Source organism: uncultured Roseovarius sp., assembly GCF_963972555.1.
Lineage (GTDB): Bacteria > Pseudomonadota > Alphaproteobacteria > Rhodobacterales > Rhodobacteraceae > Roseovarius > Roseovarius mucosus.
Map to the genome: position 1 here is coordinate 165909 of NZ_CAXAUM010000005.1, position 26314 is coordinate 192222.

At 62.3% G+C, this 26314-nt stretch carries 23 protein-coding genes; 7 read left to right on the forward strand and 16 right to left on the reverse strand.

The genetic code is table 11. The annotated features are described in order from the left end of the window. Positions 1-72: 72 nt before the first annotated feature. Positions 73-738: an HAD-IIIA family hydrolase gene (locus AACZ65_RS07160; RefSeq protein WP_339669395.1), complete on the reverse strand. Its 666-nt coding sequence runs from the start codon at positions 736-738 to the stop codon at positions 73-75. A gap of 73 nt (positions 739-811) precedes the next feature. Further along, entirely contained in the window at positions 812-1237 is a 426-nt protein-coding gene (locus AACZ65_RS07165; protein ID WP_339669397.1) for a hypothetical protein, read from the reverse strand. Between the two features lie 100 nt (positions 1238-1337). On the opposite strand from AACZ65_RS07165, the gene moaA reads away from it, so the two are divergent. Then, on the forward strand, positions 1338-2345 hold the full coding sequence (gene moaA / locus AACZ65_RS07170) for a GTP 3',8-cyclase MoaA (protein WP_339669399.1): 1008 nt from the start codon (positions 1338-1340) through the stop codon (positions 2343-2345). A gap of 81 nt (positions 2346-2426) precedes the next feature. Here the strand turns inward: moaA and AACZ65_RS07175 are convergent, their stop codons facing one another. Beyond that, positions 2427-3131, reverse strand: a complete 705-nt coding sequence (locus AACZ65_RS07175) for a DUF1223 domain-containing protein (RefSeq protein ID WP_037269199.1) — start codon at positions 3129-3131, stop codon at positions 2427-2429. 247 nt (positions 3132-3378) lie between these two features. On the opposite strand from AACZ65_RS07175, the gene acnA reads away from it, so the two are divergent. Both acnA and AACZ65_RS07185 read left to right on the forward strand, forming a co-directional pair. Then, positions 3379-6129 (forward strand): aconitate hydratase AcnA, encoded by a 2751-nt coding sequence (acnA, locus tag AACZ65_RS07180; RefSeq protein WP_339669403.1) that lies wholly within the window; start codon positions 3379-3381, stop codon positions 6127-6129. Positions 6130-6331: 202 nt separating this feature from the next. Further along, positions 6332-6475, forward strand: a complete 144-nt coding sequence (locus tag AACZ65_RS07185; RefSeq protein ID WP_339669405.1) for a hypothetical protein — start codon at positions 6332-6334, stop codon at positions 6473-6475. 76 nt (positions 6476-6551) lie between these two features. On the opposite strand, the gene AACZ65_RS07190 is transcribed toward AACZ65_RS07185, so the two are convergent. Genes AACZ65_RS07190 through yajC form a run of 9 tightly spaced genes read right to left on the reverse strand, consistent with a single transcriptional unit; the run spans position 6552 to position 13387 of the window. After that, positions 6552-7085 (reverse strand): DsbE family thiol:disulfide interchange protein, encoded by a 534-nt coding sequence (locus tag AACZ65_RS07190; RefSeq protein ID WP_339669407.1) that lies wholly within the window; start codon positions 7083-7085, stop codon positions 6552-6554. After that, positions 7078-7236 (reverse strand): heme exporter protein CcmD, encoded by a 159-nt coding sequence (gene ccmD / locus AACZ65_RS07195; RefSeq protein WP_339669409.1) that lies wholly within the window; start codon positions 7234-7236, stop codon positions 7078-7080. The genes AACZ65_RS07190 and ccmD overlap by 8 nt, the downstream gene beginning before the upstream one ends. Beyond that, positions 7233-7973 (reverse strand): heme ABC transporter permease, encoded by a 741-nt coding sequence (locus AACZ65_RS07200; protein ID WP_339669411.1) that lies wholly within the window; start codon positions 7971-7973, stop codon positions 7233-7235. The genes ccmD and AACZ65_RS07200 overlap by 4 nt, the downstream gene beginning before the upstream one ends. Positions 7974-7989: 16 nt before the next feature. Continuing rightward, positions 7990-8646 carry a heme exporter protein CcmB gene (gene ccmB / locus AACZ65_RS07205; RefSeq protein ID WP_339669413.1) on the reverse strand — a complete coding sequence of 219 codons (657 nt, stop codon included), beginning with the start codon at positions 8644-8646 and terminating at the stop codon, positions 7990-7992. Further along, the gene (gene ccmA / locus AACZ65_RS07210) at positions 8643-9260 is read right to left on the reverse strand and encodes a heme ABC exporter ATP-binding protein CcmA (protein ID WP_339669416.1); all 618 of its coding nucleotides are present in this window, start codon (positions 9258-9260) and stop codon (positions 8643-8645) included. Before ccmA ends, ccmB begins: the two co-directional genes overlap by 4 nt. A gap of 56 nt (positions 9261-9316) precedes the next feature. Then, a complete protein-coding gene (locus AACZ65_RS07215) occupies positions 9317-9670 on the reverse strand; it encodes an Mth938-like domain-containing protein (RefSeq protein ID WP_339669417.1) in 354 nt (117 codons plus the stop codon). A gap of 3 nt (positions 9671-9673) precedes the next feature. After that, on the reverse strand, positions 9674-10435 hold the full coding sequence (locus AACZ65_RS07220; RefSeq protein ID WP_037269185.1) for a sulfite exporter TauE/SafE family protein: 762 nt from the start codon (positions 10433-10435) through the stop codon (positions 9674-9676). After that, positions 10428-13064 (reverse strand): protein translocase subunit SecD, encoded by a 2637-nt coding sequence (gene secD, locus AACZ65_RS07225; RefSeq protein WP_339669420.1) that lies wholly within the window; start codon positions 13062-13064, stop codon positions 10428-10430. The genes AACZ65_RS07220 and secD overlap by 8 nt, the downstream gene beginning before the upstream one ends. 41 nt (positions 13065-13105) lie before the next feature. Then, positions 13106-13387: a preprotein translocase subunit YajC gene (yajC, locus tag AACZ65_RS07230; protein ID WP_037269181.1), complete on the reverse strand. Its 282-nt coding sequence runs from the start codon at positions 13385-13387 to the stop codon at positions 13106-13108. 160 nt (positions 13388-13547) lie between these two features. Between yajC and serS the strand changes: the two genes are divergently transcribed. Beyond that, positions 13548-14840, forward strand: a complete 1293-nt coding sequence (serS, locus tag AACZ65_RS07235; protein WP_339669422.1) for a serine--tRNA ligase — start codon at positions 13548-13550, stop codon at positions 14838-14840. 328 nt (positions 14841-15168) lie between these two features. Beyond that, positions 15169-16083 carry a hypothetical protein gene (locus AACZ65_RS07240; RefSeq protein WP_339669424.1) on the forward strand — a complete coding sequence of 305 codons (915 nt, stop codon included), beginning with the start codon at positions 15169-15171 and terminating at the stop codon, positions 16081-16083. A gap of 114 nt (positions 16084-16197) precedes the next feature. Here AACZ65_RS07240 and AACZ65_RS07245 read toward each other — a convergent pair whose 3' ends face one another. From AACZ65_RS07245 to AACZ65_RS07260, 4 genes are all read right to left on the reverse strand, one after another. Then, positions 16198-17211 carry a fatty acid desaturase gene (locus tag AACZ65_RS07245; RefSeq protein ID WP_339669425.1) on the reverse strand — a complete coding sequence of 338 codons (1014 nt, stop codon included), beginning with the start codon at positions 17209-17211 and terminating at the stop codon, positions 16198-16200. A gap of 110 nt (positions 17212-17321) precedes the next feature. After that, the gene (gene der / locus AACZ65_RS07250; RefSeq protein WP_339669427.1) at positions 17322-18788 is read right to left on the reverse strand and encodes a ribosome biogenesis GTPase Der; all 1467 of its coding nucleotides are present in this window, start codon (positions 18786-18788) and stop codon (positions 17322-17324) included. Positions 18789-18837: 49 nt separating this feature from the next. Continuing rightward, positions 18838-20091 (reverse strand): PQQ-binding-like beta-propeller repeat protein, encoded by a 1254-nt coding sequence (locus AACZ65_RS07255; RefSeq protein WP_339669429.1) that lies wholly within the window; start codon positions 20089-20091, stop codon positions 18838-18840. Between the two features lie 148 nt (positions 20092-20239). Continuing rightward, positions 20240-20929 carry a hypothetical protein gene (locus AACZ65_RS07260; RefSeq protein WP_339669431.1) on the reverse strand — a complete coding sequence of 230 codons (690 nt, stop codon included), beginning with the start codon at positions 20927-20929 and terminating at the stop codon, positions 20240-20242. Positions 20930-21150: 221 nt separating this feature from the next. Here AACZ65_RS07260 and AACZ65_RS07265 point away from each other — a divergent pair, with 221 nt between their 5' ends. Together AACZ65_RS07265 and AACZ65_RS07270 are read left to right on the forward strand one after the other, a co-directional pair. Then, the gene (locus AACZ65_RS07265; protein ID WP_339669433.1) at positions 21151-22362 is read left to right on the forward strand and encodes an efflux RND transporter periplasmic adaptor subunit; all 1212 of its coding nucleotides are present in this window, start codon (positions 21151-21153) and stop codon (positions 22360-22362) included. After that, positions 22359-26138 carry an efflux RND transporter permease subunit gene (locus tag AACZ65_RS07270; RefSeq protein ID WP_339669435.1) on the forward strand — a complete coding sequence of 1260 codons (3780 nt, stop codon included), beginning with the start codon at positions 22359-22361 and terminating at the stop codon, positions 26136-26138. Before AACZ65_RS07265 ends, AACZ65_RS07270 begins: the two co-directional genes overlap by 4 nt. Positions 26139-26314 lie beyond the last annotated feature (176 nt).

Consider the following 26314-nt stretch of genomic DNA (forward strand, 5'->3'; position numbering starts at 1 on the left):
ACCCGGCCTTGCGTCAATGGCTTTGCGGCCCGGCCCCACCTTCCTTCAGAAAACCCGAAACCGCCCTGCGGCTCAGCCGATAAGACGCCGCACCACGCCAGGCAATTCGTCGTAATGCGCGATCACGGCCTCGGGCTTCAGCGCCGCCACCGCTGCCCCGCCGGGGCCGAACCCCACCAGCACCGAGGGCACCCCCGCCGCCCGCGCGGTATCGTGATCCGTCACCGTATCCCCCACCATCAGCGCGCGGGCCGGATCGCCCCCCGCCCGTCGCACCGTTTCGCGCAGATGCTCGGGGTCGGGCTTGCGCACCGCCAGCGTATCGGCGCCGGTCAGCGCCTGAAACGCGCCGAGCACCCCCAACCGCTCCAGCAGGATACGCGCCAGACGCTCGGGCTTGTTGGTGCAGATCGCCACGCGGTAGCCCTCCGCGCTCAGACACTCCACCGCCGCCATGGCACCGGGATAGAGCACCGTGTGCACGTCAATCGCCTGCGCATAGGCCTCCAGCAGCACCGGGTAATAGCGGTCTATCGTGGCCTCATCCCCGGCCCGGCCCAGCCGCTCCATCCCCAACCGCAGCATCGCGCGCCCGCCGCGCAGGGCCACGCCGGTATCGGTTTGCAGCGTCAAGAGATCGCCCGCGCCCATATCGCGAAAACAGGCATTGGCCGCCGCCAGCAAATCGCCGCTCGTATCCGCAAGCGTTCCATCCAGATCGAATACCACCGTGCGCATGCCTGCTCCCTCGCCGCTTCATGCCAGCGGATAGAGCGACCCCGCCCGAATTACAAAGGAAAATGCACAGGCCCTACTCGGCCAGCCGGTATACCTGCAACTCCGGCAGCGCCGTCAGCGCCGCCCCCAAGGCCCGGAACCCCGCCAGCGACAATTGGCTTCCCGCGCCGCGCTCGGCCGCAAGCGGGATGAGGTCCACCGCCACCGATTGCCCGGTCGGCGCATAATCCACCCGGCCACGCCCCGGCGCATCAACGAGCGGCGTCTTGAGCCAGAGCCCCGGCTCAGCCGGCGATCCAAGCGAGGCCACGGTCGTGCCCAGCGCGCCCGCAGGTGCAGTCGCCGCCTCAACACGCGCCGCCTTGCGCTCGGCGGGCGTTGTTGCATCCAGCGTTTCGGGCGTCATCGGCACCACCACTTCGGGCACCGGCTCCGCACGCGGGCCAAAGACCCGCTCCACCTGCGCACAGCCCGAAACCGCCAGAACGCTCAAGATCATGATCAAATGTCTCATTTGTCCACCCTACCCTCCCGAACTTGCCCCTTCAACGGCCAACTTGTCCCTTGCCCCGCCTCGCCCCCCCGCCTAGATTTACGCCATGACAGCACCTCTGATAGACCCGTTCCAGCGCGCCATCTCTTACCTGCGTGTCTCCGTGACAGACCGCTGCGATTTCCGCTGCGTCTATTGCATGTCCGAGAACATGACCTTCCTGCCCAAGCGCGAATTGCTCACGCTCGAGGAACTGGACAGGCTCTGCTCGACATTCGTGCGCATGGGGGTGCAGAAACTGCGCATCACCGGCGGCGAACCGCTGGTGCGCAAGGGCATCATGACCTTCTTCGACGCGATGACCCGCCATCTGGCGACGGGCGCACTCAAGGAACTGACCCTCACCACCAACGGCAGCCAGATGGAACGCTTCGCGGGCGATCTCTATGCCGCAGGCGTGCGCCGGGTGAATATCTCGCTCGACACGCTCGATGATCAGAAATTCGCCGACATCACCCGTTGGGGCCGCTTGGCCCAAGTGATCAAGGGCATCGACGCCGCCCAAAATGCCGGGCTGCGCGTCAAGATCAACACCGTGGCGCTCAAGGGCTTCAACGAGGACGAACTGTTCACCCTGACCGAATGGTGCGCGTCGCGCGACATGGACCTCACCTTTATCGAAGTCATGCCAATGGGCGACATCGGCAATGAGGACCGCTTGGGCCAATACTGGAAACTCTCCGATCTGCGCGCGCGCTTGCGCGAACGCTTTACCCTCACCGAATTGACCGAGCGCAGCGGCGGCCCCGCCCGCTATGTGCGCCTTGAGGAAACCGGCCAGAAAATCGGCTTCATCACGCCGCTCACGCATAATTTCTGCGAAAGCTGCAACCGCGTGCGCCTCACCTGCACCGGCGAGCTTTACATGTGCCTCGGCCAAGAGGATATGGCCGATCTGCGCGCGCCCCTGCGCAACAATCCCGCCAGCGACGCCATGCTGGAAGAGGCCATTCGCGCGGCGATCACCCGCAAACCCAAGGGGCACGATTTCGACTATTCGCGCCAGACCGTCGATGGCCGCGTCTCGCGCCACATGAGCCACACGGGCGGATAACCCCGCCCGCCTGCGGCAAAACCCGCAGGCTTCATCGTTCCCAAAATACTCAGTATCACCGCGCAGTCCCGGCGCGCGCCCTCAGCGCAGATGCGCGACCGCCTCGATCGTTCCGAAATCCACATACTGAAACAGCACAATCGCCTTGTCTTCGCGCGCCAGCGTAAAATCCAGCGCCAGCGGTTCACGGCTGTCCCAGACCGTAAGCGGCGTCATTTCCGTTACGATATTGGCATAGGTGATGGTTTTCCCCGCATTCTCGCCATGTTCGATGGCGACCGTTTCCTCGGGAATATAGCGCACCAACTGAACCGAAAGCGGCATGCTGCGCGCAGGCTCGGCCCGCGCCGCGATCTGCACCCGCTCCTCGTCCCGCGTCACCTCGACAGCAATGCCGTTTTGGCCCGGCTCCCGGTGCTTGGCGATCAGCGCCTCGACATCCTCGAACCGCGTGCCCACGACATGATCGGCCCCGTTGATGATCATCTGCGGCGTGTAGACCATCTTGCGCTCAGCCGCCTTGGCATATCCGCGCTGCCGGGCACTGTTGTCGGGGCTGCCGAAACTGTCCTCCCAGCCGATGTAGTCCCAATAATCCACATGCAGCGAGAGTGCGACCACATCCTTCCGCGCGGCGAGGTCCTGAAAATAGGCATCTGCGGGCGGACAAGAGGAACAGCCCTGCGACGTAAACAGCTCTACCACCACAGGCCGCTCTTGCGCGCCCGCCTGCACCGCCCAAAGGGACAAAAGCCCCACGATTACGCTCGCCGCCAGTTGTCGCATATCGTTCGTCTTCCCGTTCGGTGTGCTTGGTCACAGTCGGATCATATCATATCCGCGCCTCTTCGTATTTAGGCCGCGTGGCACGCAAAAACCAATCAACGTTTCGAGAGTCACAGGTGATTTACTGAAATATCGATCAATTGTGTGCAATAGTATACAAATATTCTCGCACCCCTCTTGATCGAGCGTTTCAAATCGGTCAGAAGCAGGATCAAGTGATCCAGCCTCGACCATGAAAGGACGGCCCATGCCCATCAGCGTCGGACAAGACAGCGCCAAGACCCGCAAGACCCTCACCATCGGTGACCAGACCGTCGCCTATTATTCGATCACGGCCGCCGAAGAGGCCGGGCTTGGCGATTTCTCGCGCCTGCCCGCCGCGCTCAAGGTGGTGCTGGAAAACATGCTGCGGTTTGAGGATGGCAAGACCGTTTCGCTCGATGACATCCGCGCCTTCTCCGAATGGGCGGCGAATGGCGGCAGCGCCAATCGCGAACTGGCGTATCGCCCGGCGCGCGTGCTGATGCAGGATTTCACCGGCGTTCCGGCGGTGGTGGACCTTGCCGCCATGCGCGATGGCATCGTGGCCCTCGGCGGGGATGCCCAGCAGATCAACCCGCTCAATCCCGTGGACCTCGTCATCGACCACTCGGTGATGATCGACGAATTCGGCAATCCGCGCGCGTTCCAGATGAACGTCGACCGCGAATACGAACGCAACATGGAGCGCTACCAGTTCCTGAAATGGGGCCAGGGGGCGTTCAACAATTTCCGCGTGGTGCCGCCGGGCACCGGCATCTGTCACCAGGTCAATCTCGAATACCTGGCCCAGACCGTCTGGACCGACACCGACCAGCACGGCCAGACCGTCGCCTATCCCGATACGCTTGTCGGTACCGACAGCCACACCACCATGGTCAACGGCATGGCCGTCCTTGGCTGGGGCGTGGGCGGGATCGAGGCCGAGGCCGCGATGCTGGGTCAACCGATTTCCATGCTCATCCCAGAGGTCGTCGGTTTTGAACTGACCGGCCGCATGGTCGAGGGCACGACTGGCACCGACCTCGTGCTCAAGGTCGTGGAACTGCTGCGCAAAAAGGGCGTGGTCGGCAAATTCGTCGAATTCTACGGCGCGGGGCTCGATCACCTGCCGCTGGCGGATCGCGCCACCATCGCCAACATGGCCCCGGAATACGGCGCCACCTGCGGCTTCTTCCCGATCGACGATGAAACCCTGCGCTACCTGCGCAACACCGGGCGCGACGAGGCGCGCGTCGCGCTGGTCGAGGCCTATGCCAAGGAAAACGGCTTCTGGCGCGGCGCGGATTACGCCCCCGTCTACACCGACACGCTGCATCTCGACATGGGCAGCATCGTGCCCGCCATCTCGGGGCCGAAACGCCCGCAGGATTACGTCACCCTCGACAAATCCGCCGCGGCCTTCCTTGACGTCGTGTCGCAATATCGCGGCAAGGATGCCAGCCCCGCCGCCGCCGACATGGCCGCCGAAGGCCCGGCCACGGCCGTCGCCGCCGACCCGCGCAAATCGGTCAAGGTCAAGGGCGAAGACTATACCATCCGTGACGGCTCGGTTGTGATCGCCTCGATCACCTCCTGCACCAACACCTCCAACCCCTATGTGATGATCGGCGCGGGCCTCGTCGCCCGCAAGGCGCGCGCGCTTGGCCTCAACCGCAAGCCTTGGGTCAAGACCTCGCTTGCCCCCGGCTCGCAAGTCGTCTCGGCCTATCTCGAGGCCGCCGGTCTGCAAGAGGATCTCGATGCCATCGGCTTCAACCTCGTGGGTTATGGCTGCACCACCTGCATCGGCAACTCCGGCCCGCTGCAAAAGGAAATCTCCGAGGCCATCGCCGAAGGCGATCTCATGGCCACCTCCGTGCTCTCGGGCAACCGCAATTTCGAGGGGCGCATTTCCCCCGACGTGCGCGCCAACTACCTCGCCTCCCCGCCGCTCGTCGTGGCCTATGCCATCGCGGGCGACATGAACATCGACCTCACCACCGAACCCTTGGGCACCGACAAGGACGGCAACCCCGTCTATCTCAAGGACATCTGGCCCAGCCAAAAAGAGATCGCCGAACTGGTCGAGCGCACGGTGACGCGCGAGGCGTTCCAGTCGAAATATGCCGATGTCTTCAAGGGCGACGAGATGTGGCAGGCGGTCGAGACCTCCGAAGGCGAAACCTATGATTGGCCCGCGCAATCGACCTATGTGCAAAACCCGCCCTATTTCAAAGGCATGGCCAAAGAGCCGGGCACCATCTCCAACATTTCCGGCGCGCGCGTGCTGGCGCTCTTGGGCGATATGGTCACGACCGACCACATCTCGCCCGCAGGCTCCTTCAAGGAAACCACCCCCGCCGGCAAATACCTGACAGAGCGTCAGGTGCCCGTGCGCGAGTTCAACTCCTACGGCTCGCGGCGCGGCAATCACGAGGTGATGATGCGCGGCACCTTCGCCAATATCCGCATCCGCAACGAGATGCTGGATGGGGTCGAGGGCGGCTATACCAAGGGCCCGGACGGCGCGCAGACCTCGATCTTTGACGCCTCCATGGCCTATCAGGAGGCGGGCACGCCGCTGGTGATCTTTGGTGGCGAACAATATGGCGCGGGCTCGAGCCGCGACTGGGCGGCCAAGGGCACGGCGCTTCTTGGGGTCAAGGCCGTGATCGCCGAGAGTTTCGAGCGTATCCACCGCTCCAACCTCGTGGGCATGGGCGTCATCCCGTTCGAATTCACCGGCGGCGACTCGCGCAAGACGCTGGGCCTGACCGGCGAGGAAACCGTGGCCATTTCGGGCCTCGATACGATCAAACCGCTGGCCGAGGCGCCCTGCACCATCACCTATGCCGATGGCACGGCCAAAACGATCACGCTCAAATGCCGGATCGATACCGCGATCGAGATCGAATATATCGAGCATGGCGGCGTGCTGCATTACGTGCTGCGCAACCTCGCCAAATCCGCGGCCTGATAAACCCCGCGGTCTCATCACCAGGGCGGCCCCTCATCCGGGCCGCCTTTTTCATGTCCTGCGCAGAGTTCCGCCTGCGACGCCCAATTTCCGGCCATTCCCCGCCGGTCCCGCGCTCCTGATGCCATCGTGAGGTGATTCCCCTTTTTCCGTGATGCCCGCACCCCAATCTTGAGGGCAGGAGATTGAGAAAGGGTAAATCATGCGCACCACCGCACTCATCCTCGCCCAGGCCGGGCTGATCAGCCTGCTTGCTGTCTATGGGGCCTATGGCGACAATCCCAAGCAAACCGCCTGCCCGCTGCCCGCAATGACCAGCGCGCAAGAGTGTGCGGCACCGCAATGACGGGCACCACCGGAGCTTACAAAATCTGCTTACAAACCTTACAAACCGTAAGGTCGCGCACTTGGGCCACTACGCCCTAACGCGCCGCCTCAATCGCAGGCAGGATCGTGGTCTGCATAACCCGCTCGGTGATCGGCCCGGCAAAGCGCAGCACGATATTGCCTTTGCCATCAATGACATAGGTCTCGGGCACGCCATAGACGCCCCAATCCAGCGCCATCCGCCCGGATTCGTCCGCCCCCAGGGCGGCATAGGGATTCCCAAGTTCCTTCAGGAAATTCAACGCGTTATCGGCCTTGTCCTTGTAGTTCACACCGTAAATCGTGATCCCGTCCCTGGCCAGTTTCTCAAGGTTGGGATGCTCTACCCGACAGGGCGCACACCAACTTGCCCAATAGTTCACCAGCTTGACCGTTCCGTCGCGCAAGTCACTGTCAGAAAATGTTTTTCCATCGCCAAGCGGTGTCACGACCACCGCCGGTGCCGCCTTACCGGCCAGCGCCGAGGGCAGCTCGTTGGGGTTGTCCCGCTGCAACCCGACAAAGGCGAGCCCGGCAAATCCGGCAAAGATCACCAGCGGCAACACCATCATGGGGGAAAGTTTAGCCATTGGATTTCACCTTGCTTTCAACATCTTGCAGCTCTTTCTTCACGCGATTGGACCGGCGCACGCTCAGCAGCACCAGCACCACGATCATCAGGATCGACACTGCATAAGACGACAAGACCGCCTCTGCGTATTTCCCCAAATCCGGCATCATGCCCCCATCCTTTCGCGCGCCAAGAGCGCCCGCATCCGCCGCGCGCGAATTTCCGTTCGCGTCCGCATCAACACCAAGGCTATGAAAAGAAATACAAATCCCGCCATGCAAACCAGCAGCGGATACCAGAACACATCCGCCACATTCTCCTCCTTGTCGAGGCTGAGCGACGCCCCCTGATGCAACCCCTGGTTCCAGAAATTGACCGCATAACGGCTGAGCAGGGCAAAAACCGATCCGACAAGGCAAAGAATACTGGTCAGATCCGCAGCCGTGTCGTCATTCTCGATTGCTTCCCACAGGGCTATGTACCCGAGATAAAAAAGAAAAAGGATGAGAAAGCTGGTCAGGCGTGGGTCCCACGCCCACCAGGTGCCCCACATCGGTTGCCCCCAGATCGCCCCTGTAACAAGTGCGATGACCGTCATCACTATGCCAACCGGCGCCGCCGCCCGCGCCGCCAGCGCGCTCACATGATGCCGGCGCACAATCCAAATGAGCGACGTGATCAACATCATGAGCCAGGCATTGATCGCCATTAGCGCGCTAGGCACATGTAAATAAATGATCTTTACCGTCGACCCTTGACGGTAATCCGCAGGCGTAAAGAAGAACCCCCAGATAAGACCGCTCACCAAGGTCACCGCCGCCAGCCCCGCGAACCACGGCAAGAGCCAGTCGGCGGTCTGGATGAATTTCTTGGGATTGGCGTATTCCCAGAATGCGTTCAGGTTCATCGTATTTCCCGTGTCATCAGCGCAGGTTCACTCTCAATACCGCAGCCGAGGCAAAAGGCAAAAGCGCGATGGTGCCGCAGGTGATCCCCGCCAGCATCAAGAGCGGGGTGGTTACGTCCAACCCCTCCGCGCCGCGCCGCGCCACCTCGGCCCCAAAAATCAATGTAGGCACATAGAGCGGCAGCACAAGCAGGCTGAGGAGCAGACCGCCACGCTTGAGCCCGACCGTCAGCGCCGCACCGAACGTGCCAATCACACTCAGCGCAGGCGTTCCAAGAAAAAGGGATATAATCAACCACTTATAGCCCGCTTCTGAGAGGTTGAGTAAAAGACCCAACACCGGAGCCGCCGCCACCAATGGCAGGCCTGTGGTCAGCCAATGCGCCAACGCCTTGACGCTGACGATCCCCTCCATCGGAACGGGCGAGGTGGCCAATAGGTCAAGGCTCCCATCTTCCCAATCGAGGGCCAGTATACGGTCGAGCGACAGCAAACACGCGAGTAGCGCCCCCAACCACAGGATACCGGGCGCAATCACCGTCAAGAGCGCGCTTTGCGGCCCGACGCCAAAGGGCACCAGCACCACGACAATCAGGAAAAACGACAGCCCGAGACCAAAGCCGCCGCCCGCGCGCATCGCAAGACGAATATCCCGGAGGAGCAACGCAATCACAGGAACGCCCCATCAAAATCGCTATTCGACAATGGCTTAGCCTTAAACGCCCCAACATCGAGCATCTGCGCCTCATTAAGCCCAAGGTCGATATGCGTCGCCATCAGCGCCATACCTCCCGTCGCCAGATGCGCACGCACGGCATGGGCGAACATCGCCACGGCCTCGGTGTCTAGCGACACGGTCGGCTCATCCAGCACCCAGATCGCCCGCCCCGTCACCAAAAGCCGCGCCAATCCCAGCCGTCGCTTTTGCCCCGCCGAGAGCGCGCCCGCCGGACGGGTCGAGAGAGAGCCAAGCTTGAACGCCTCAATTGCTTGGGAATAGTCTTTTTTGCCAAAAACTTGCGCCCAGAAACTCAGGTTCTCCGCAACCGTCAGCGTCGCCTTTATCCCGTCCGCATGCCCGGCATAAACAAGACTTTCAGGCGGCACGTCGATCAGGCCTGAAATCGGCGGTTGCAAGCCCGCAATTGTCCGCAAGAGCGTGGTCTTGCCAATCCCGTTTGGCCCGCGCACCACAAGCGCCTGACTCGGGGTCAGCGTGAAACGCACCCCTTCCAGCACGGGTATCCCGCCGCGCGCAATGGTCAGATCAGAGACTTGCAGCATCATGCGCTGTGCTTAACCCAATGCGAGACCATGGAAAAGCACCATCGGCGCGCGGATCGTCACACCGGTTGCAGCGCCACCGCCACCCGGCGCCCCTCGGACAAAAGCACATTATACGTTCGGCAGGCCGCGGGCGAATTCATCGTCTCCACGCCCAATCCTGCCGCTTCAAGATCATCGCGCAACCTTTTGGGAATATGCGCTATTTCCGCTCCAGTCCCGATAAAGATCACATCGACCTCCAGCGCGAGGGCCAGCAGCGATGCCGCATCGTCATAGCCACCCCATGTGCGCGCGCCCTTGGGCGTGACCAGAATAGCCCCTTCCATCACCTGCCCGGCCACCCGAAAGAACCCCGGACCATAGCCGTCAATCGGCGTCGCCCCGTCAAAGCTGATTTCCGTCATCCGCATCGCTTATCCTTCCGTCCCCCAGATCGGCAAACCGCTCACCACGGCCAGACCGATCACAGCATAGGCCGCCCAACGATAGAGCCGCTCGTGACGCGGGTCAAAGAGCGATTGCCCGAACAGCGAGGTGATGAAGTAAGGCACCGCAAGTATCAGCGCCAAAAGGAAAATCTGGCCATTGATCGTCCCGCGCAAGAGCAGGTTCACCACAATCACCACATCGAGCGCCGCCAGAAAGAGGATCGTATTGGCCCGCACCGATTGCGCCACCGCTTGCCCGGCGAGGTAGAACAGGATCACCACCGGGCCTGTCAATCCTGTCAGCCCGCCGATCACCCCAGCCAACGCGCCAATCGCCACCAGCATGGGGCGTCCCACCTGCCCCGAGAACCGCCACCCGGTGATGAGCGCCGCCAAAGTCACGGTTCCAACAGCGGCGACCACCCAACGAATGCTCACCGGATCGAGCCGCGCCATGAGCCACAGACCGAGCGGCACGGTCACGAGCGCCGCAAGCGCCAGGATGCCCACCTCGCGCCGATCCGCCTGTGACCACGCCCGCGGCAACAGCGCAGAGGTGCTGGCAATGCCCGTTAGCGTGATCACCCCCACGATGATCTCCGGCGGCAGGAATATTCCCGCCACCGGCACAAAGATCAGCGCCGTGCCAAACCCGGTAAATCCGCGCACGATCCCCGCCAACGCAATCGCCAGCAAGAGCCATGGTAGCCCCGGCGTGGCCCAGACCGCGCTCAGCGTCTCAGGCATCTATATTGGCAAATTGCGTGCCCGCGTTGGCATCCGGCTTGGACCAGTCGCGCTTCACACCCAGCCACATCAGGATCGTGCTGGCCACGAAGATTGACGAATAGGTGCCCACGATCACACCCCAGATCATCGCGAAAACAAACCCCCGGATCACGTCACCACCAAGGACATAGAGCGCCAGCAGGGCCAGCAGCGTGGTCAGCGACGTCACCATGGTTCGGCTCAGCGTTTCGTTGATCGAGAGGTTGAGCACCTCGCGCAACGGCTTCTGCTTGTACTTGCGCAGGTTCTCCCGCACCCGGTCGAACACCACCACCGTATCGTTCAGTGAATAGCCGACAAGCGTCAAAAGGGCCGCGATGATCGCCAGATCGAACTGGATCTGCAATTCCGAGAAGACCCCCACCGTCAGCGCGACGTCATGCACAAGCGCAATGACCGCCCCCACCGCGAATTGCCACTCGAAGCGCATCCAGATGTAGATCAACACCGCCCCGATCGCGAGGACAACGGCAAGCACCGCCGTTTGGATCAGCTCGCCCGACACCTTCGGCCCCACGCTCTCGACCGAGGTGAACTGAATATCCGGGACCACCTGCTGCAACGCCGCCTCGACCGCGGTAATGACCTCGGGTGTCACGCTCTCGGCTTCGTCCTGCGCCTGTATCCGCAGCATCGCCACATTCTCTTCGGGGCCAAAGGTCGGGTCGAATACCTCGGTGATACTTACATCGCCCAGCCCCAGATCGTTGATCGCGCCGCGATAGGTGCCAATATCAACTGGTTCGGCACTGAGCGTGCGGATCGTGGTTCCCCCCTTGAAATCAATGCCGAAATTTAGCCCCTGCACCGCAAAAGAGCCCAGCGCCACAAGGATCATGACCCCGGAAATGCCCAACCACAGCTTCCACCGACCAAAAAAATCCCAAGAGGTGGTTTCCGGCACGATCCGGAAACTGCGCCCGGTCAAGACCGTCTTGGGTCGCTTGCGCTCGAACCACATGACCGTGATCAGCCGCGTCACAAAGAGCGCGGTAAAGACCGAGGTCACAATCCCCAGCCCCAGCGTGATGGCAAAGCCGCGCACCGGGCCAGACCCCATGACATAGAGGATGAGCGCGGTCATGAAGGTGGTGATATTGGCGTCCACAATGGCGCTCATCGCCTTTTCATAACCCAGATCAATCGCACGCGCCGCCCCCTTGGCCGATTTCATCTCTTCACGAATGCGCTCGAACACCAGCACATTGGCATCCACCGCCATCCCGATGGTCAACACGATCCCGGCAATGCCCGGCAGGGTCAACGTAGAGCCGATGAGACTCAACAGGCCAAAGATCAGACCGACGTTCACGATCAGGGCAAGATTTGCAAAAATGCCAAAGATGCCATAGCTCAGGACCATGTAGACCAGCACCAGTGCAAAGGCGACAAGACAGGCCAGCTTGCCCGCCTCGATACTATCGGCACCCAGTTCTGGGCCCACCGTGCGCTCTTCGAGGAAATCAAGCCCCGCAGGCAGCGCGCCTGCGCGCAGGAGCACCGCAAGCTGCGTGCTGTCCTCGACATTGAAATTGCCGGTAATGATCCCCGATCCGCCGGGAATGTGGCTCTGGATCACTGGCGCACTGATGACCTCGCCATCGAGAACGATGGCAAAGGGATTGCCGATGTTTTCAGCCGTGTAATCGCCGAATTTGCGCGCGCCCGTGGGATTGAAGCGGAAGGATACCGCCGGTCGGCCATTCTGGTCGAAATCGGGCTGCGCATCGACCAGTTCCTCGCCGGTCACGACTGGCGCACGCTCGAGGATGTAGTAAACCCCACTCTCATCGAGCGCGGGCAATACCTCGTTACCCGCCCCCGCCGGTGCATCGGCACTGGACGCGCGGCTTACGACCGGCTGAAAGGTCAGTTGCGCCGTGGTCCCGATCAGCGCCTTCAACTCGGCGGCACTGCCGATCCCCGGCACCTGAATCAGAATCCGGTCCGCCCCTTGCCTCTGAATTGTCGGCTCGCGCGTGCCCACCTCGTCGATCCGGCGACGGATGATTTCCAGCGATTGCCGCACGGTGCGGTCGTCGGTGGCACGCTGTTCGGCCTCGCTGAGGCGAATGATGACATCCGCGCCGTCGGTGGTCACGTCGATGTCGTTACCGCCGACGCCGGTCAATAGATCCGTGACGGGGCGTGCCAGCCCCCGCACCAATGCCGCCGCCTCGGACGCCATCTCGGGCCGCTCGACCAGTCGTACCCGCAACTCGGGCGCTTCGGTCTGTTGCAGCCGGATCGGCCCCACGCGATCCCGCTCTTCGCGCAAGAGATCGCGCACCTCGGGCCACATGCCCTCAACCCGCGCCTGATACACATCCTCGACCTTGACCTCGGCCAAGAGATGCGCACCGCCACGCAGGTCGAGCCCCAGATTGACAAGGTTGGACGGCATCCAATCAGGCCAGAGCGACAGATCCTCAGCCACCGTGGCCGGGTCCTGTCCCGCCTCAACAGCGGCCACGGCATCGTTATGCCGCTCTACCCTGTCATAAAACCCGTTCGGCAGGGCCAGCATCAGACCAAGGGCCACCAACCCCCAGATACAGAGGCGTTTCCACAGGTCGATTTGCAGCATTTTCCCGCCCTTTCAGAGCTTTTTCGCAGGGGGCCGGGGGCTTAGCCCTCGGCGGGCTCGGTCTTGGACAGAACCTGTGCGATGGTGGCGCGCACCACACGTACCTTGATACCTTCCGCGAGTTCCACCTCGATCTCGCTGTCATCCTTGACCTTGGACACCTTGCCGATGAGGCCGCCTTGCGTCACTACCTGATCGCCCCGGCGCAGCGCGCCGATCATGGCCTTATGCTCCTTGAGCTTCTTCTGTTGCGGACGGATCAGCAGGAAATACATGATCGCAAAGATCAGAATGAGCGGGATGAACTGGCCAAAGGCTTCCATGGGGTGTCCTCTATTTGGGGCGTGAACAGGGGTTCACGAATTGCCGGGGAACCTAGGCGCGAGGCGGGGCATTTGCAAGGCGCGAAAGCATGGCGCAGCCCCGGTTTCTGGTGCATAACGCCGCCCAAGCGATTCACAGTTAGGTTTGAGGACCAGCGCCATGCACGATATCCGCGCCATCCGCGAGACCCCCGATGCCTTTGACGCCGCCCTTGCGCGGCGCGGCCTGGCCCCGGTCTCGCCCCAGATCCTCGCCCTCGACGAGGCGCGGCGCGCCCGCATCCACGCGGCCGAAACCGCTCAGGCCGACCAGAACCGCGCCAGCAAAGAGGCCGGCGCCGCCAAGGGCCGCGGCGACGAGGCCGAATTCGAACGCCTGCGCGCGCTGGTCTCTGCCAAAAAGGATGAAATGGCCGCGATGCAGGCCGAGGCCAAGGCGCTTGATGCGCAACTCACCGACCTTCTGATGGCCCTGCCCAACCTGCCCTTCGACGACGTGCCCGATGGCGCGGACGAGAGCGGCAATGTCGAGCTGCGCCGCTGGGGCACGCCCGCGCATTTCGATTTCCAGCCCAAAGAGCATTACGACATCACCGGCGTTCTTCCGGGGATGGATTTCGAAACCGCGGCCAAACTCTCCGGCGCGCGCTTTGTCGTCTTATCGGGCAGCATTGCCCGCCTGCACCGCGCCTTGGCCCAGTTCATGCTCGACACCCATATCGAGGAAAACGGCCTGACCGAGACATGGACGCCCGTGCTGGTGCGCCCCGAGATGATGCTGGGCACCGGGCAATTGCCGAAATTCGGCGAAGACAGCTATGAAACCACCAATGGCTGGTGGCTGGTGCCCACCGCCGAGGTGACGCTGACCAATATCGTGAATGGCGAGACAGTCGATGCCGCCACCCTGCCGCGCCGCTACGTGGCCCATACCCAATGCTTCCGCTCCGAGGCCGGTAGCGCCGGGCGTGACACCGCCGGCATGCTGCGCCAGCACCAGTTCGAAAAGGTCGAAATGGTCTCGATCACCCACCCCGAGGATAGCCGCGCCGAGTTGGACCGCATGACCGGCTGCGCCGAAGGCATCCTTGAACGCCTTGGCTTGCCCTATCGCACCATCGTGCTTTGCACCGGCGACATGGGCTTTGGCGCGCGCCGCACCCATGACATCGAGGTCTGGCTGCCGGGGCAGAACGCCTACCGCGAAATCTCTTCCGTCTCGGTCTGCGGTGATTTTCAGGCCCGCCGCATGAACGCCCGCTTCAAACCGCAGGGCGGCGGCAAGCCCGAATTCCTGCACACGCTCAACGGCTCCGGCCTCGCCGTCGGCCGCTGCCTGATCGCGGTGCTGGAAAACGGCCAGCAGGCCGATGGCTCCGTCCGCCTCCCCGACGCCCTCCACCCCTACCTGCGCGGCAAGACGATGCTCAAGGCAGACGGCAGTCTGGCGTAAAGCACGTTGCGCCCCATCGGGTTCGCACCGCCCCGGGCCTGACCCGGGGCCTCCACCCTCCCGCTTCGGCGAGGTGCCGGGGCAAGCCCGGGACGGATGTGGTTCCGATGGCGCGCAACACGCCCTACACAGGGATTTCCTCTCGCCTTTGACACCTCGCGGGGGCAACCGTCGAACAGTCAGGCATTCTTGCACAGGACAATAACGACCATTCAAGAACGCTACCTTAGAGACCGAGCCGGTATGGGTTGGGAGGGCGGGACGGAGCTTGAGTTCGCTACAACGAATATCCTTCTCAAATGCCGTATTTATCCTGTAACGTTATCGTATGGCGCGGTTTTATTTTCCCCAACTGTTTTGGTCTCCTTTTTCTTCGGAAGAAGTTCAAACCGAAACGTTCAGCATGCATCCTCGTCGTTGGGACGTATCTGTTTTTGATCTGTATTCGCTCGCAGCAGAAAAGCACCCGATGCGAATGACCGCAGAACTGATGCAGATTTTTATGCCGAACGTTAATCTTGAGATTTCGGTGGATACTACAGATCTTTCGGAAGCAAAGAGGCTGTTGGATATCCTGAAAGTGATGCTTTACATTGAAGGTATTAAACCCACGATCACACCCTTTGCTACAAGCCACTCTCTAAATGAGTATGCGGGGATTAACTATCGAAGTTCCAGCACCCTGCGTGAAAAGCTACCGGAAGAAATGCGCAATGGCATTACTGCCAAAGAGTCTAGGGTAGAAGGGTGGCCTGTTGAGCTTACTTTTTCCGTCCTACGTGGGGATAGTGAGAGTTATTCCAATACGATAGATGCAAATGCTTTTATCAAAGCGGCTGAGGCTGTTATCGCTTGGCAAGAAATCGAAACTCATTTTCGCAAAGCGTCTATACTACGTGCTGCTTTGGCGAAGGCTCCCTTAATGCCTGACCGATCGTCATCGATTCTTCACATCTGGCAGGCGCTTGAGTCTGTGTTTGGAGGTGGATCAGAGCTAAGATTTAGGATGTCACTTTCGCTAGCTGAGTTATGCGGACCTGTCGAGCCGCGAGCTGAAACTTATGAAAAGGCCAAGAAAAGCTACTCTGACCGCAGCAGTATAACCCATGGAACCATATACCACGCAGATGACAAGCAATGGACGCGAGCATGGGGGCTTTTGGTAAGAGCTATTCGAGCGATTCTGCATCGAAAAGCGATACCTTCAGAGAACGATCTCTTCTCAGCGTTGCTTTCCCGCTGAGCCACACGCCACTCTTGCCTCTGGCCACTTTCAATCCCCACCCCGCACACAGCACGAATGTCCGATCTCACTTTTGCCTCAACGGTATGCCTTGAAAGCCGAATACCCTACCCCCTACTCCGCCGCCACAATCCCCACCGCGTCTGCCTTCGGAAACGGCACCAACCGCCCCGCGCCCTCATCCCAGAGCTTCAACCGGAAACTGCGGATTGCCTCGGGCCAGCGGATCACGTCATGCGCGCGCAACTCCTCCGGCAACGCCCTCTGACAGCGCCGCAGGTTATAGGACGGAATACCGGGGTTATAGTGATGCAGATCGTGATAGGCGATATTGCCCGTCCCCAGATCCCAGAGCCATCCCAGATCGAGCGAACTTGACCCCATGAGCGTGGCCCGGCGGAAATCGAGCGACGGCTTGCGGTCCCAATATGTCTCTTCGAAATTGTGCTGGAGATAGACCAGAAACACCCCGATCACCCCTGCCAGCACCGCGCTCAGCGCCCAGACCGCTAGGCCCGTCACCCCCAACGTGGCCCAGATCACCGCCAGATAACCCGCCAGCATCAGGTTGTGGGCAATCACCCCCCACACGCCCACCACCCGCGTATTGCGCGGCCAGCGATAGCTGATGAAATAGGCGTAAATCCCCCCCAGCGACAGCATCACCATCGGATTGCGATAGAGCCGATACCACAACCGCCGGGGCCAAGGCGCCGCCCGCCATTCCGCCAGTGTCATCGTATAAACCTCGGTCGTCTCGCGGTGATCGAGATTGCCCAGATAGGCGTGATGCTGGTTGTGATTGTATTGCATGACCCGGTAGGGCGTCAGCGAAAACACCGACAGGATATATCCCGCCCCATCGTTCAGCCCCTTTCGCGCAAAGAGCGCAAGATGCCCGCAGTCATGCTGCAAGACATAGAGCCGGACCGAGGCAAAGGCGAGCACGACCACCATCAGCCCCGCAGCGATCCACTGACCCGCCTCGACCAACCAAACGCCCAACACCAACGCCACGCCATAAACCGCCACCGTGCACGTAAACGACAGCGCCCCGCGCAAATCGCTTTTGGCGGTATAGGGCTTGAGGAACGCGCGCAGCGCGGCCTGATCGGGGGTTTCGGTCACGTCAGCCTCCTTGCCACAGAGGGATAACAGTCTTGATGTGACGCAGATGTGACCTCGGCCCGCTGGAATGCAAGAGGGACCGCGCAGGAATTTGCACGGCCCTGCCCGGCTTAGTCGCTGGCGCGGCCTGTAAGATGCTTGCGCAGGCTCGACGGTCCCGCCTTTTTCTTGCTCTTGTAGGGGTTGCGATCCGCCTGACTGCGGAAATACAGGCGGATGGGCGTGCCCGGCATGTCGAAATCGGCGCGCAGCCCGTTCACCAGATAGCGCGAATAGCTCTCGGGCAGTTTGTCGGGATGGCTGCACATGACCACGAATCCCGGCGGCCGCGTCTTGGCCTGCGTCATGTAGCGCAGCTTGACCCGGCGACCGCCCGGCGCGGGCGGCGGATGCTGCTCCAGCATGCCGATCAGCCAGCGGTTCAATTGCGCTGTGGTTACGCGCCGGTTCCACACCTCATGCGCGCGTGCCACCGCATCGCGCAGGCGGTCCAGCCCCTTGCCCGTCTTGGCCGATACCGTGACCAGAGGCGCGCCGCGCAACTGCGGCAATAGCCGCTCGAAGGCCTCGCGCAATTCGCGGATCTTGTCGCTCTTGTCGGGCTCCATGTCCCATTTGTTGATCGCCACCACCACCGCGCGCCCCTCGCGCTCGGCCAGATCGGCGATCCGCAGATCCTGCTGCTCAAAGGGAATCGCGGCATCAAGCAGAACCACGACCACCTCGGCGAATTTCACCGCGCGCAGCCCGTCTGACACCGACAGCTTTTCCAGCTTGTCCTGAACCTTGGCCTTCTTGCGCATCCCCGCCGTGTCGAAAATGCGCACCGGCATCCCGTCCCAGTCGATGCGCAGGGAAATGGCATCGCGCGTGATCCCGGCCTCAGGCCCGGTCAAGAGCCGCTCTTCACCTAGGATCTTGTTGATCAGCGTCGATTTCCCGGCATTGGGCCGCCCCACGACCGCCACCTGCATCGGGCGCGCCTCGGTGGGCCTGCGATAGCTGACATCCTCGTCATCCTCGATATCCTCGTCGAGCATGACATCCACCTCCGGTGCCTCCGCCTCGGCGCGCGCCTCAAAGGCATCGGACAGCGGCATCAGTTGTGCATAAAGGTCGTTCAAACCCTCGCCATGCTCCGCCGACATGCGAATGGGCTCGCCCAGACCCAGACCCCAGGCCTCGATCACCCCCGCATCCGCCGCCGAACCTTCGGCCTTGTTGGCCGCAAGGATCACATGCGCCGAGCGTTTGCGCAGAATCTCAGCAAGGCTCTCATCCATGGGCGTCACGCCCGTCCGCGCATCAATCAGGAACAGGCAAACATCGGCCATATCAACCGCGCGCTCTGTCAATTTGCGCATACGGCCCTGCAGGCTCTCGTCGGTGGCGTCCTCCAGACCGGCCGTATCAATCACCGTGAACCGCAGGTCACCCAACCGCGCCGCACCTTCACGCAGGTCACGCGTCACACCGGGCTGGTTGTCGACCAAGGCCAGCCGCTTGCCCACCAGACGGTTGAACAGCGTCGATTTGCCAACATTGGGACGGCCCACGATGGCGAGAGAAAAGGTCATGACTTAGGCTCCGATACGGATCAAGTCGCCCTGATACAGGAACACAGGATCAACGGAAAGCCAGCAATTGACCCTTTTTCGACACGACATAGAGCGTGTTGCCCGCAACCACCGGGTTGGACGTGGCCCCGCCCGGCAAATCGCGCGCGCCCGTCATCTGCCCCGAGGCCGGATCAAAGAACCGCAATTGCCCGTCGCCCGAGGCCAGGATCAACTGACCACCGGCCAGAATGGGGCCGAAATGGCCCACGATCTCGGCCTGCCGCTTGGGCTTGCGATCCGCAAAGAGCGGCAATTCGTGCCCCCAGATTCGCGTGCCATCCTCGGTCGAGAGGCGCACCAATTCGTTGCGATCAGTGACCATGAACACCGAGTCGCCCGCAGGCCAGACCGGGTTCAGCGGGCCTTCTTCTGCGGTCCACAGACGCTTGCCGCTGCCAAGGCTCAGCGCCACCGTGCGCCCCGAGTGACTGCCGGTGTAGAGTCGGTCCCCCACGACCACCGGGTCGCCAGTGATGTCATCCACCCGCGCGCTCGCCACACCCAGACGCTCGCCCGCGACCTGCGCGTCCCAGAGGCGCAGACCGCCCCGACGGAACGCACCCTGCAATTCCCCCGCACCAAAGGCAAAGACAACGTACTTATCCGTGACCGCCGGGGCCGGTCCGCCCAGCACGTTGTGAATGTCAGGCGTACCGCTCAACTGCCAGGCAATGCGCCCGGTGTCGGTCTCGATCGCCCAGGCCACATCGTCGCCCGCCACCACATAGACCAACCCGTCAAGCACCGCCGGTGTGCCGCTGCCGGGCGCGCCCAATTCCTGCTCCCAGATCACGCCGCCGCTGGTCGGGTCAATTGCCGTGAGCTTGCCAAAGGCCGAGGACACAAAGAGCTTGCCATCGCCATAGGCCAGACCACCGCCGCTGGCATTGTCCGAGTTGTCATTGGCCGGGGTCAAATCCCGCGTCCAGAGCAGTTGCCCCGTGGTCGAGACCGCCGCCACCTTGGCCTCGGCATCAAGCGTAAAGATGCGCCCTTCGGCGACCACCGGATCGGCGGTGATCCGCACCCGCCGCCCGTCGCCCTGCCCGATATTCACCGACCACGCCAGTTGCGGCGCGCGCGACAGCGCGGGATGCGCACTGCGCGTCGCAGGCGATCCGATCCGCTGGCGCCAGTCTGCATTGACGGTTGCCGCGGGCAACGAAATCGGAAGCACCCGGTTTTCCGGGGTCACGTTGGCCTGCGCGCGCGCCGCCTCGCTCTGGAGAACTTCGCGAATCCCCTGGCGTTCGCCGCTCAAAATCTGTGTCTTCTTTGTACAGGCCGTCAGCGCGAGGACTGCAACCAGCCCCAGAATCAATCCGTTCGGTTTCACTGCTCTTGCCCTCACTCTTCGCCTTTTACCGCCCTGTTGACCCGCTTGGGCCTTTGGCCTGGCGCGGCCTTCGTCATTCGCCCACCGACACGGCCCCTGTCACAGGCTCCGGAAGGTCGGGCAATTCTTCGCCCAAGGCCACAATCACTTGTGTCACCCGCCTGCGCAAGCCCATCGTGGCCTCGGCATCGCTGGCAATTGCCACAAGGCGCTCAAGAGCCGCCTCGCGGTTGCCTGTTTCAAGGTCGATCAGCGCCAGTTGTTCCTCGGCCAAGAGCCGCAGCACACCGCCACTCAGCGCCAAGCCGTTCAACCGACCACGGCGCGCCTCGGCATCCAGCCCAGAGCCGGGCAGCATCACCGCCTTGAGCGTGGCAAGGTTGCGATAGACCGCCTGCACATCCGACCGATCCGCCAGCGCCAGCAACCGCTGCGCCGCCGCCTCAGGGTTATCCGCCGCTTCCTCTGCGGCCGCCAAGAGGGCAATCACAGACGCCGCCTGCGCGCCCGGTGCCGTGATTGCATCCAATGCCGCCGCCCGTGCCGCCCGATCCTCGGTCGCGAGGGCAGCCAGCACCGCATCGCCCAATGCCTGTGCGGCGGCGCGATCCTGCGCCTTGCGCCATTCGTTCCAAGCGGCTCCGCCCACCAGCAACAGGATCGCCAGAACCGCGATCCAGCCATAGCGGCGCATCAACGCAAATAGCCTGTCGCGGCGCACCTCTTCGGTGACTTCGTCGATGAAACTGTCGGTGTTGCTCACGCCGCGCCCCCCTTGAATTTTGCCCCTCTTACCCCGAAGCCCTGTCCCTGCCAAGGGGCGGCGCGCCCGCGACGCAAGGGCGTGCTTGCAGCAGGCATCGGAAAAGATTAATCTGAACCGGTTGGTTTAGCGTAAGTCGGTAATGGTGCGCCTGGGCCGTGTCCCGCAAGGTAGGCCCAAGCCCGGCCCAACGCCACGCCTCATGGCCCGAAGGTAGATAAATGCGGTTGCTTCCTGTTCTCATCGCCCTCGTGGTGTCTGCCTTGGTCTATGTGGTCGTTTTCGAGCATCACCGCTTTCTTCCCGCCCCCGACCCGCAAACCGCCGAACCGCTGCCCGAAACGGCGCCAGAGGCCGAAGCGATCATGCGCGTCGTGGCCCTGCATTCCCAAGCGCGCGAGGTCGACAGCGCCGTCGTCGTGCGCGGCCGCTCCGAGGCCGACCGCATCGTCGAATTGCGGGCCGAGACCTCGGGCCTCGTCATCAACGAGCCGCTGCGCAAAGGGCATATGGTATCCCAAGGCGACATTCTCTGCCGCCTTGATCCCGCCGCGCGCGAGGCCGCCTTGGCCGAGGCCCAAGCCCGCCTGTCCGAGGCCCAGACCCGCATCCCCGAGGCCGAGGCCCGCGCCAACGAGGCGCGCGCCCAACTCGAAGAGGCCGAGATCAACGCCAACGCCGCCGAAAACCTGATCGAGAGCGGCTTCGCCTCGCAAACCCGCGTCGCCGCCACTCGTGCCGCGGTCAGTTCGGCGCAAGCGGCGGTGCAATCGGCCACCTCCGGCCTTGAGGCCGCGCGCGCCGGAATCGAATCCGCCCGCGCCGCCGTCGCCGCCGCCGAAACGGAAATCAATCGCCTCTCGATCATCGCGCCGTTCAATGGCGTGCTGGACACCGACACCGCCGAAATCGGCAGCCTTTTGCAACCCGGCGCGCTCTGCGCGACCGTGCTACAACTCGACCCGATCACCATGGTCGGGTTCGTGTCCGAAATGCAGGTGGCGCGCGTGCAGATGAACGCCCCCGCGCGCATCCGCATGGCCTCGGGCCGCATGGTCGAGGGGCGCGTCACCTTCGTGGCGCGCTCTGCCGATGACGTCACCCGCACCTTCCGCGTCGAAGTCACGGTGCCCAATACAGACCTCTCGCTGCGCGACGGGGAAACCGCCGAAATCCTGATCGGTGCTGCAGGCAAGCGCGCGCATCTCTTGCCACAATCCGCCCTCACCCTCGATGACGAGGGCACCTTGGGCCTGCGCATCGTCGGCCCCGAGAGCCGCGCGCAATTCATCCCGGTCGAGCTTTTGCGCGACACGCCCTCGGGCGTCTGGATCACCGGCCTGCCCGATAGCGCCGATGTGATCGTGATCGGACAGGATTACGTCACCGATGGCGTGCCTGTTGACCCTGTGTTTCAGGAGTTGGGCCAATGACCGGCCTCGTCGATTGGGCCGCCGCCCGCGCCCGGATGGTGCTGGCCTTCATCGTGCTCTCGGTTCTTGCCGGCACATTGGCCTATGTCGGACTTCCCAAGGAAGGTGAGCCCGACATCGAGGTGCCCGCTCTTTTCATCTCGGTTCCCTTCCCCGGCATTTCTGCCGAAGACAGCGAAAAACTACTCGTAAAGGTGATGGAAACAGAACTGAGCGATCTGGACGGGCTCAAGAAAATGACCGGCACCGCCGCCGAAAACTATGGCGGCGTGGCGCTCGAATTCGAATTCGGCTGGGACAAGACCAAGACCCTTGCCGATGTGCGCGACGCGATGGACACGGCCGAGGCGGATTTTCCGGAAGGGGCCGAGAAATACACCCTGAACGAGGTGAATTTCAGCGAATTCCCGATCATCATCGTCAACCTCTCCGGCCCGGTGCCCGAACGCACCATGTCGCGGCTGGCCAATGACCTCCAGGACACGCTCGAAGGGCTGGAACCGGTGCTAGAGGCGGGCATCGCGGGCAATCGCGAGGAAATGCTCGAGGTCATCATCGACCCGCTCCGCCTTGAGGCATACAACGTCACCGCGCTTGATCTCATCAACGTGGTGCAGAACAACAACCAACTGATCGCGGCAGGCGAGGTCGACACCGCTCAAGGCACCTTCGCGGTCAAGATCCCCTCATCCTTTGAAGATACCAGCGATTTCTACAACCTGCCGGTCAAGACCAATGGCGACCGCATCGTGCGGCTGGGCGATCTTGCGACGATCAATCTCACCTTCGAGGACCGGCTTGGCACAGCGCGCTTCAACGGCGAGACGACCGTCGCGCTACAGGTGGTCAAGCGCAAAGGCTTCAACATCATCGAAACCGCCGACCTCGTGCGCGCCGCCGTGACCGAGGCGGAAAAGACCTGGCCCGAGGATTTGCAGGTCGCCGTCAGCGTCGGCACCTCCAACGACCAATCCAGCACCGTGGCCTCCATGGTCAGCCAGCTCGAAGGCTCGGTTCTCACCGCCATCGCCCTAGTGATGATCGTCACGCTGGCGGCCTTGGGTATCCGGCCCGCACTGCTGGTGGGCTTTTCCATTCCCACCTCCTTTCTCCTCTGCTTCGCGCTTCTGGCGGTCATGGGCGTCGCCATCTCGAATATCGTGATGTTCGGCCTCATTCTCGCGGTTGGGATGCTGGTCGATGGGGCCATTGTCGTGGTGGAATACGCCGACAAGCGCATTTCCGAGGGCGAAGGCCCGATGCACGCCTATGTCGGGGCCGCCAAGCGGATGTTCTGGCCGGTGGTCAGTTCGACCGCAACCACGCTTTGCGCCTTTCTTCCGATGCTCTTCTGGCCCGGTATCCCGGGGCAATTCATGGGCATGTTGCCGGTCACACTGATTTTCGTGCTTTCCGCCTCGCTCTTGGTGGCGCTTGTCTACCTGCCCGTTCTGGGCGGCGTCACCGGGCGGCTGGAACGCTGGTTCAACGCCCGGACCGACCAGATCGCAAATGGCTTCTGGCTCTGGCATTTGGCGCTCATTCCGGTGGCTATCGGCGTGGCCCTTCTGGCCGGTCAGACGGCCCCGGCGCTCCTCAACGAGGTGCGCGCGGAATTTTCCGGCATGGACGGCACACGCATACTTGGCTCGGTCGTGCCGGTGCTGACAACGGTCTTTGGCCTCATGCTGGGGGTCTCTCTGCTGATGGCGGTGGGCCTCTCCGGGGTTGTTGCCACACTGCTGGCGCTCGTGGCCATTCCGCGCCGCTTTGGCAAACTTCTGACTGCGGCGCGGCACCGCTGGCTGCCCCCGCGCCGAGAACGGGTGAGGGGTGGCTATCAGCGCTCGGCCTTTGGCTGGGTGATCCATGCAATCGCGGGCAATCCGGTCATGCCTCTGGTGGCCTTTGGTACGATTTTCGTGCTCGTGGGCTCTGTGCTGATGTTCTACATCAACAACAACAATGGCACCGAATTCTTTGTGGATAGCGAGCCTGAGCGCGGGATCGTCTATGTGCGCGGGCGCGGCAACCTCTCGATTGACCAAAAGGACCAGTTGGTCAAACAGGTCGAGGACATCATCCGCGCCCACCCCGGTATTCAGACCGCTTTCGCCTTTGCCGGGGATGGCGGGCTCAATACGAATACCGGCGGCGCACAGCCCCCGCGCGATACGATCGGCCAGATTCAGTTTGAAACCATCGCCTGGGAGGATCGCCCGCAATCCATCGAGACCTGGTTCACCATTCCGCTTCTCGATCTGCCCGTGACCCGCCATGTGGTCGCGACGGAATTCGACGGCGATACCGTGATTGCCGAACTCAGCGCAGAGCTGGAAAACGTGCCCGGCATCAAGTTCGAGGTCCTCGCCCAATCCCGTGGTCCCGCCTCGGCCAAGCCGGTTCATCTGCGCCTCAAAAGCGACAATTGGGAAGATCTCATCGCCTTTACCGAAGTGGCTCGCGAGAAATTCGACCAAACCGAAGGTTTGCATCAGATCGAGGATACCTTGCCCCTGCCCGGCATCGACTGGCAGATCGACGTCGATGTCGAAAAGGCCGGGCGCTTTGGTGCCGATGTGGCGACCGTCGGGGCCATGGTGCAGCTCGTGACGCGCGGCATCCTGCTCGACACCATGCGCGTCGACAGCAGCGACGAGGAAATCGAGATCCGGGTCCGCCTGCCCGACCAGGACCGCGTGCTCTCAACCCTCGACAGCCTCAAGGTGCGTACCGATGACGGGCTTGTGCCCTTGTCGAATTTCGTCACCCGCAAACCGGTCAAACAGCTGGCCCAGATCGACCGCGTCGATCAGACCCGGTTCTTTGACATCAAGGCGGCGGTCAAGGACGGGCTATTCCTTACAGAATCCGCTTCAGACCTTACAGACCGTAAGGTTCCGATCACAGCGAACGAACGTATAACACATCTCACCGAGTGGCTCGACTCAGGCGTTCTGCCGCCCGGTATCAGCTACGAATGGACCGGTGACGCCGAGGATCAGGCCGAATCCGGCGCATTCCTGCAACAAGCGTTCATCGGCGCGCTTGGCCTGATGTTCATCATCCTCTTGGCGCAATTCAACAGCGTTTACAACGCGGTACTGGTTCTCTTGGCGGTCGTGCTCTCGACCACGGGCGTGCTGATCGGCATGCTCGTGATGGATCAGCCCTTTTCGATCATCATGACCGGCACCGGCATCGTCGCTCTCGCGGGGATTGTGGTGAACAACAACATTGTTTTGATTGACACTTTTCAGGAATACGCCCGTTACATGCCCCAGATCGAGGCCATCACCCGCACCGCGCAGGATCGCATCCGCCCTGTGCTCTTGACCACGATCACCACGATGGCCGGGCTTGCGCCGATGATGTTCGGGCTCAGTCTCGACTTTGTAAATGGCGGCTATGCCTTTGATAGTCCAACAGCTTTGTGGTGGAAGCAGCTTGCGACCGCAGTGGTGTTCGGCCTCGGCATCGCAACCGTTCTTACGCTGGTCTTCACCCCTGCGATGCTGGCCCTTCGGGTGTGGCTCGGCACCTACGCCCTATGGGGTGCACAACTCTTGGCCAAGCTCTCGATGGGCCGCTCCAGCCGCGCCGCACGGGATTGGGCCCTCGCCCGAACCGCAAGCCGCCTTGCAGACTCAGAAATCGTCTGGCCGGTCGAAGGGCACAACGCCTCCGCGCAAGTCAGCCAGCCCACCGCATCCAGGCAAGAGCCAACCGACTCGGCAACGCGGGTCGAGGGTTCTCCCCTGCGCGCCGCAGAGTGATTCTCAGCGGCGTGCCAGAGCAACGGCACGCCAACCGGGAAAACTGCTCATTGTTCTGGCATCTCCGCTCTCGGCTCGGAAACAAAGCGTCCTTTTGGTGCGGTTCGTTTCCAAAAACCGGGTTACTGAGCGGCGCAGCTTGAAATGTGTCGAAAATCTGGCATAACGAAGGCAAG

What these genes read in the sequence shown, in the direction of transcription:
- der (WP_339669427.1), bottom strand. Translation starts at nt 18,788, where the DNA reads ATGACCTTTTCTCTCGCCATCGTGGGCCGTCCCAATGTTGGCAAATCG.
- moaA (WP_339669399.1), top strand. Translation starts at nt 1,338, where the DNA reads ATGACAGCACCTCTGATAGACCCGTTCCAGCGCGCCATCTCTTACCTG.
- AACZ65_RS07265 (WP_339669433.1), top strand. Translation starts at nt 21,151, where the DNA reads ATGCGGTTGCTTCCTGTTCTCATCGCCCTCGTGGTGTCTGCCTTGGTC.
- ccmD (WP_339669409.1), bottom strand. Translation starts at nt 7,236, where the DNA reads ATGATGCCGGATTTGGGGAAATACGCAGAGGCGGTCTTGTCGTCTTAT.
- AACZ65_RS07270 (WP_339669435.1), top strand. Translation starts at nt 22,359, where the DNA reads ATGACCGGCCTCGTCGATTGGGCCGCCGCCCGCGCCCGGATGGTGCTG.
- AACZ65_RS07165 (WP_339669397.1), bottom strand. Translation starts at nt 1,237, where the DNA reads ATGATCTTGAGCGTTCTGGCGGTTTCGGGCTGTGCGCAGGTGGAGCGG.
- AACZ65_RS07200 (WP_339669411.1), bottom strand. Translation starts at nt 7,973, where the DNA reads ATGAACCTGAACGCATTCTGGGAATACGCCAATCCCAAGAAATTCATC.
- acnA (WP_339669403.1), top strand. Translation starts at nt 3,379, where the DNA reads ATGCCCATCAGCGTCGGACAAGACAGCGCCAAGACCCGCAAGACCCTC.
- AACZ65_RS07220 (WP_037269185.1), bottom strand. Translation starts at nt 10,435, where the DNA reads ATGCCTGAGACGCTGAGCGCGGTCTGGGCCACGCCGGGGCTACCATGG.
- AACZ65_RS07160 (WP_339669395.1), bottom strand. Translation starts at nt 738, where the DNA reads ATGCGCACGGTGGTATTCGATCTGGATGGAACGCTTGCGGATACGAGC.
- AACZ65_RS07215 (WP_339669417.1), bottom strand. Translation starts at nt 9,670, where the DNA reads ATGCGGATGACGGAAATCAGCTTTGACGGGGCGACGCCGATTGACGGC.
- secD (WP_339669420.1), bottom strand. Translation starts at nt 13,064, where the DNA reads ATGCTGCAAATCGACCTGTGGAAACGCCTCTGTATCTGGGGGTTGGTG.
- AACZ65_RS07190 (WP_339669407.1), bottom strand. Translation starts at nt 7,085, where the DNA reads ATGGCTAAACTTTCCCCCATGATGGTGTTGCCGCTGGTGATCTTTGCC.
- AACZ65_RS07175 (WP_037269199.1), bottom strand. Translation starts at nt 3,131, where the DNA reads ATGCGACAACTGGCGGCGAGCGTAATCGTGGGGCTTTTGTCCCTTTGG.
- ccmA (WP_339669416.1), bottom strand. Translation starts at nt 9,260, where the DNA reads ATGATGCTGCAAGTCTCTGATCTGACCATTGCGCGCGGCGGGATACCC.
- serS (WP_339669422.1), top strand. Translation starts at nt 13,548, where the DNA reads ATGCACGATATCCGCGCCATCCGCGAGACCCCCGATGCCTTTGACGCC.
- yajC (WP_037269181.1), bottom strand. Translation starts at nt 13,387, where the DNA reads ATGGAAGCCTTTGGCCAGTTCATCCCGCTCATTCTGATCTTTGCGATC.
- AACZ65_RS07185 (WP_339669405.1), top strand. Translation starts at nt 6,332, where the DNA reads ATGCGCACCACCGCACTCATCCTCGCCCAGGCCGGGCTGATCAGCCTG.
- AACZ65_RS07240 (WP_339669424.1), top strand. Translation starts at nt 15,169, where the DNA reads ATGGCGCGGTTTTATTTTCCCCAACTGTTTTGGTCTCCTTTTTCTTCG.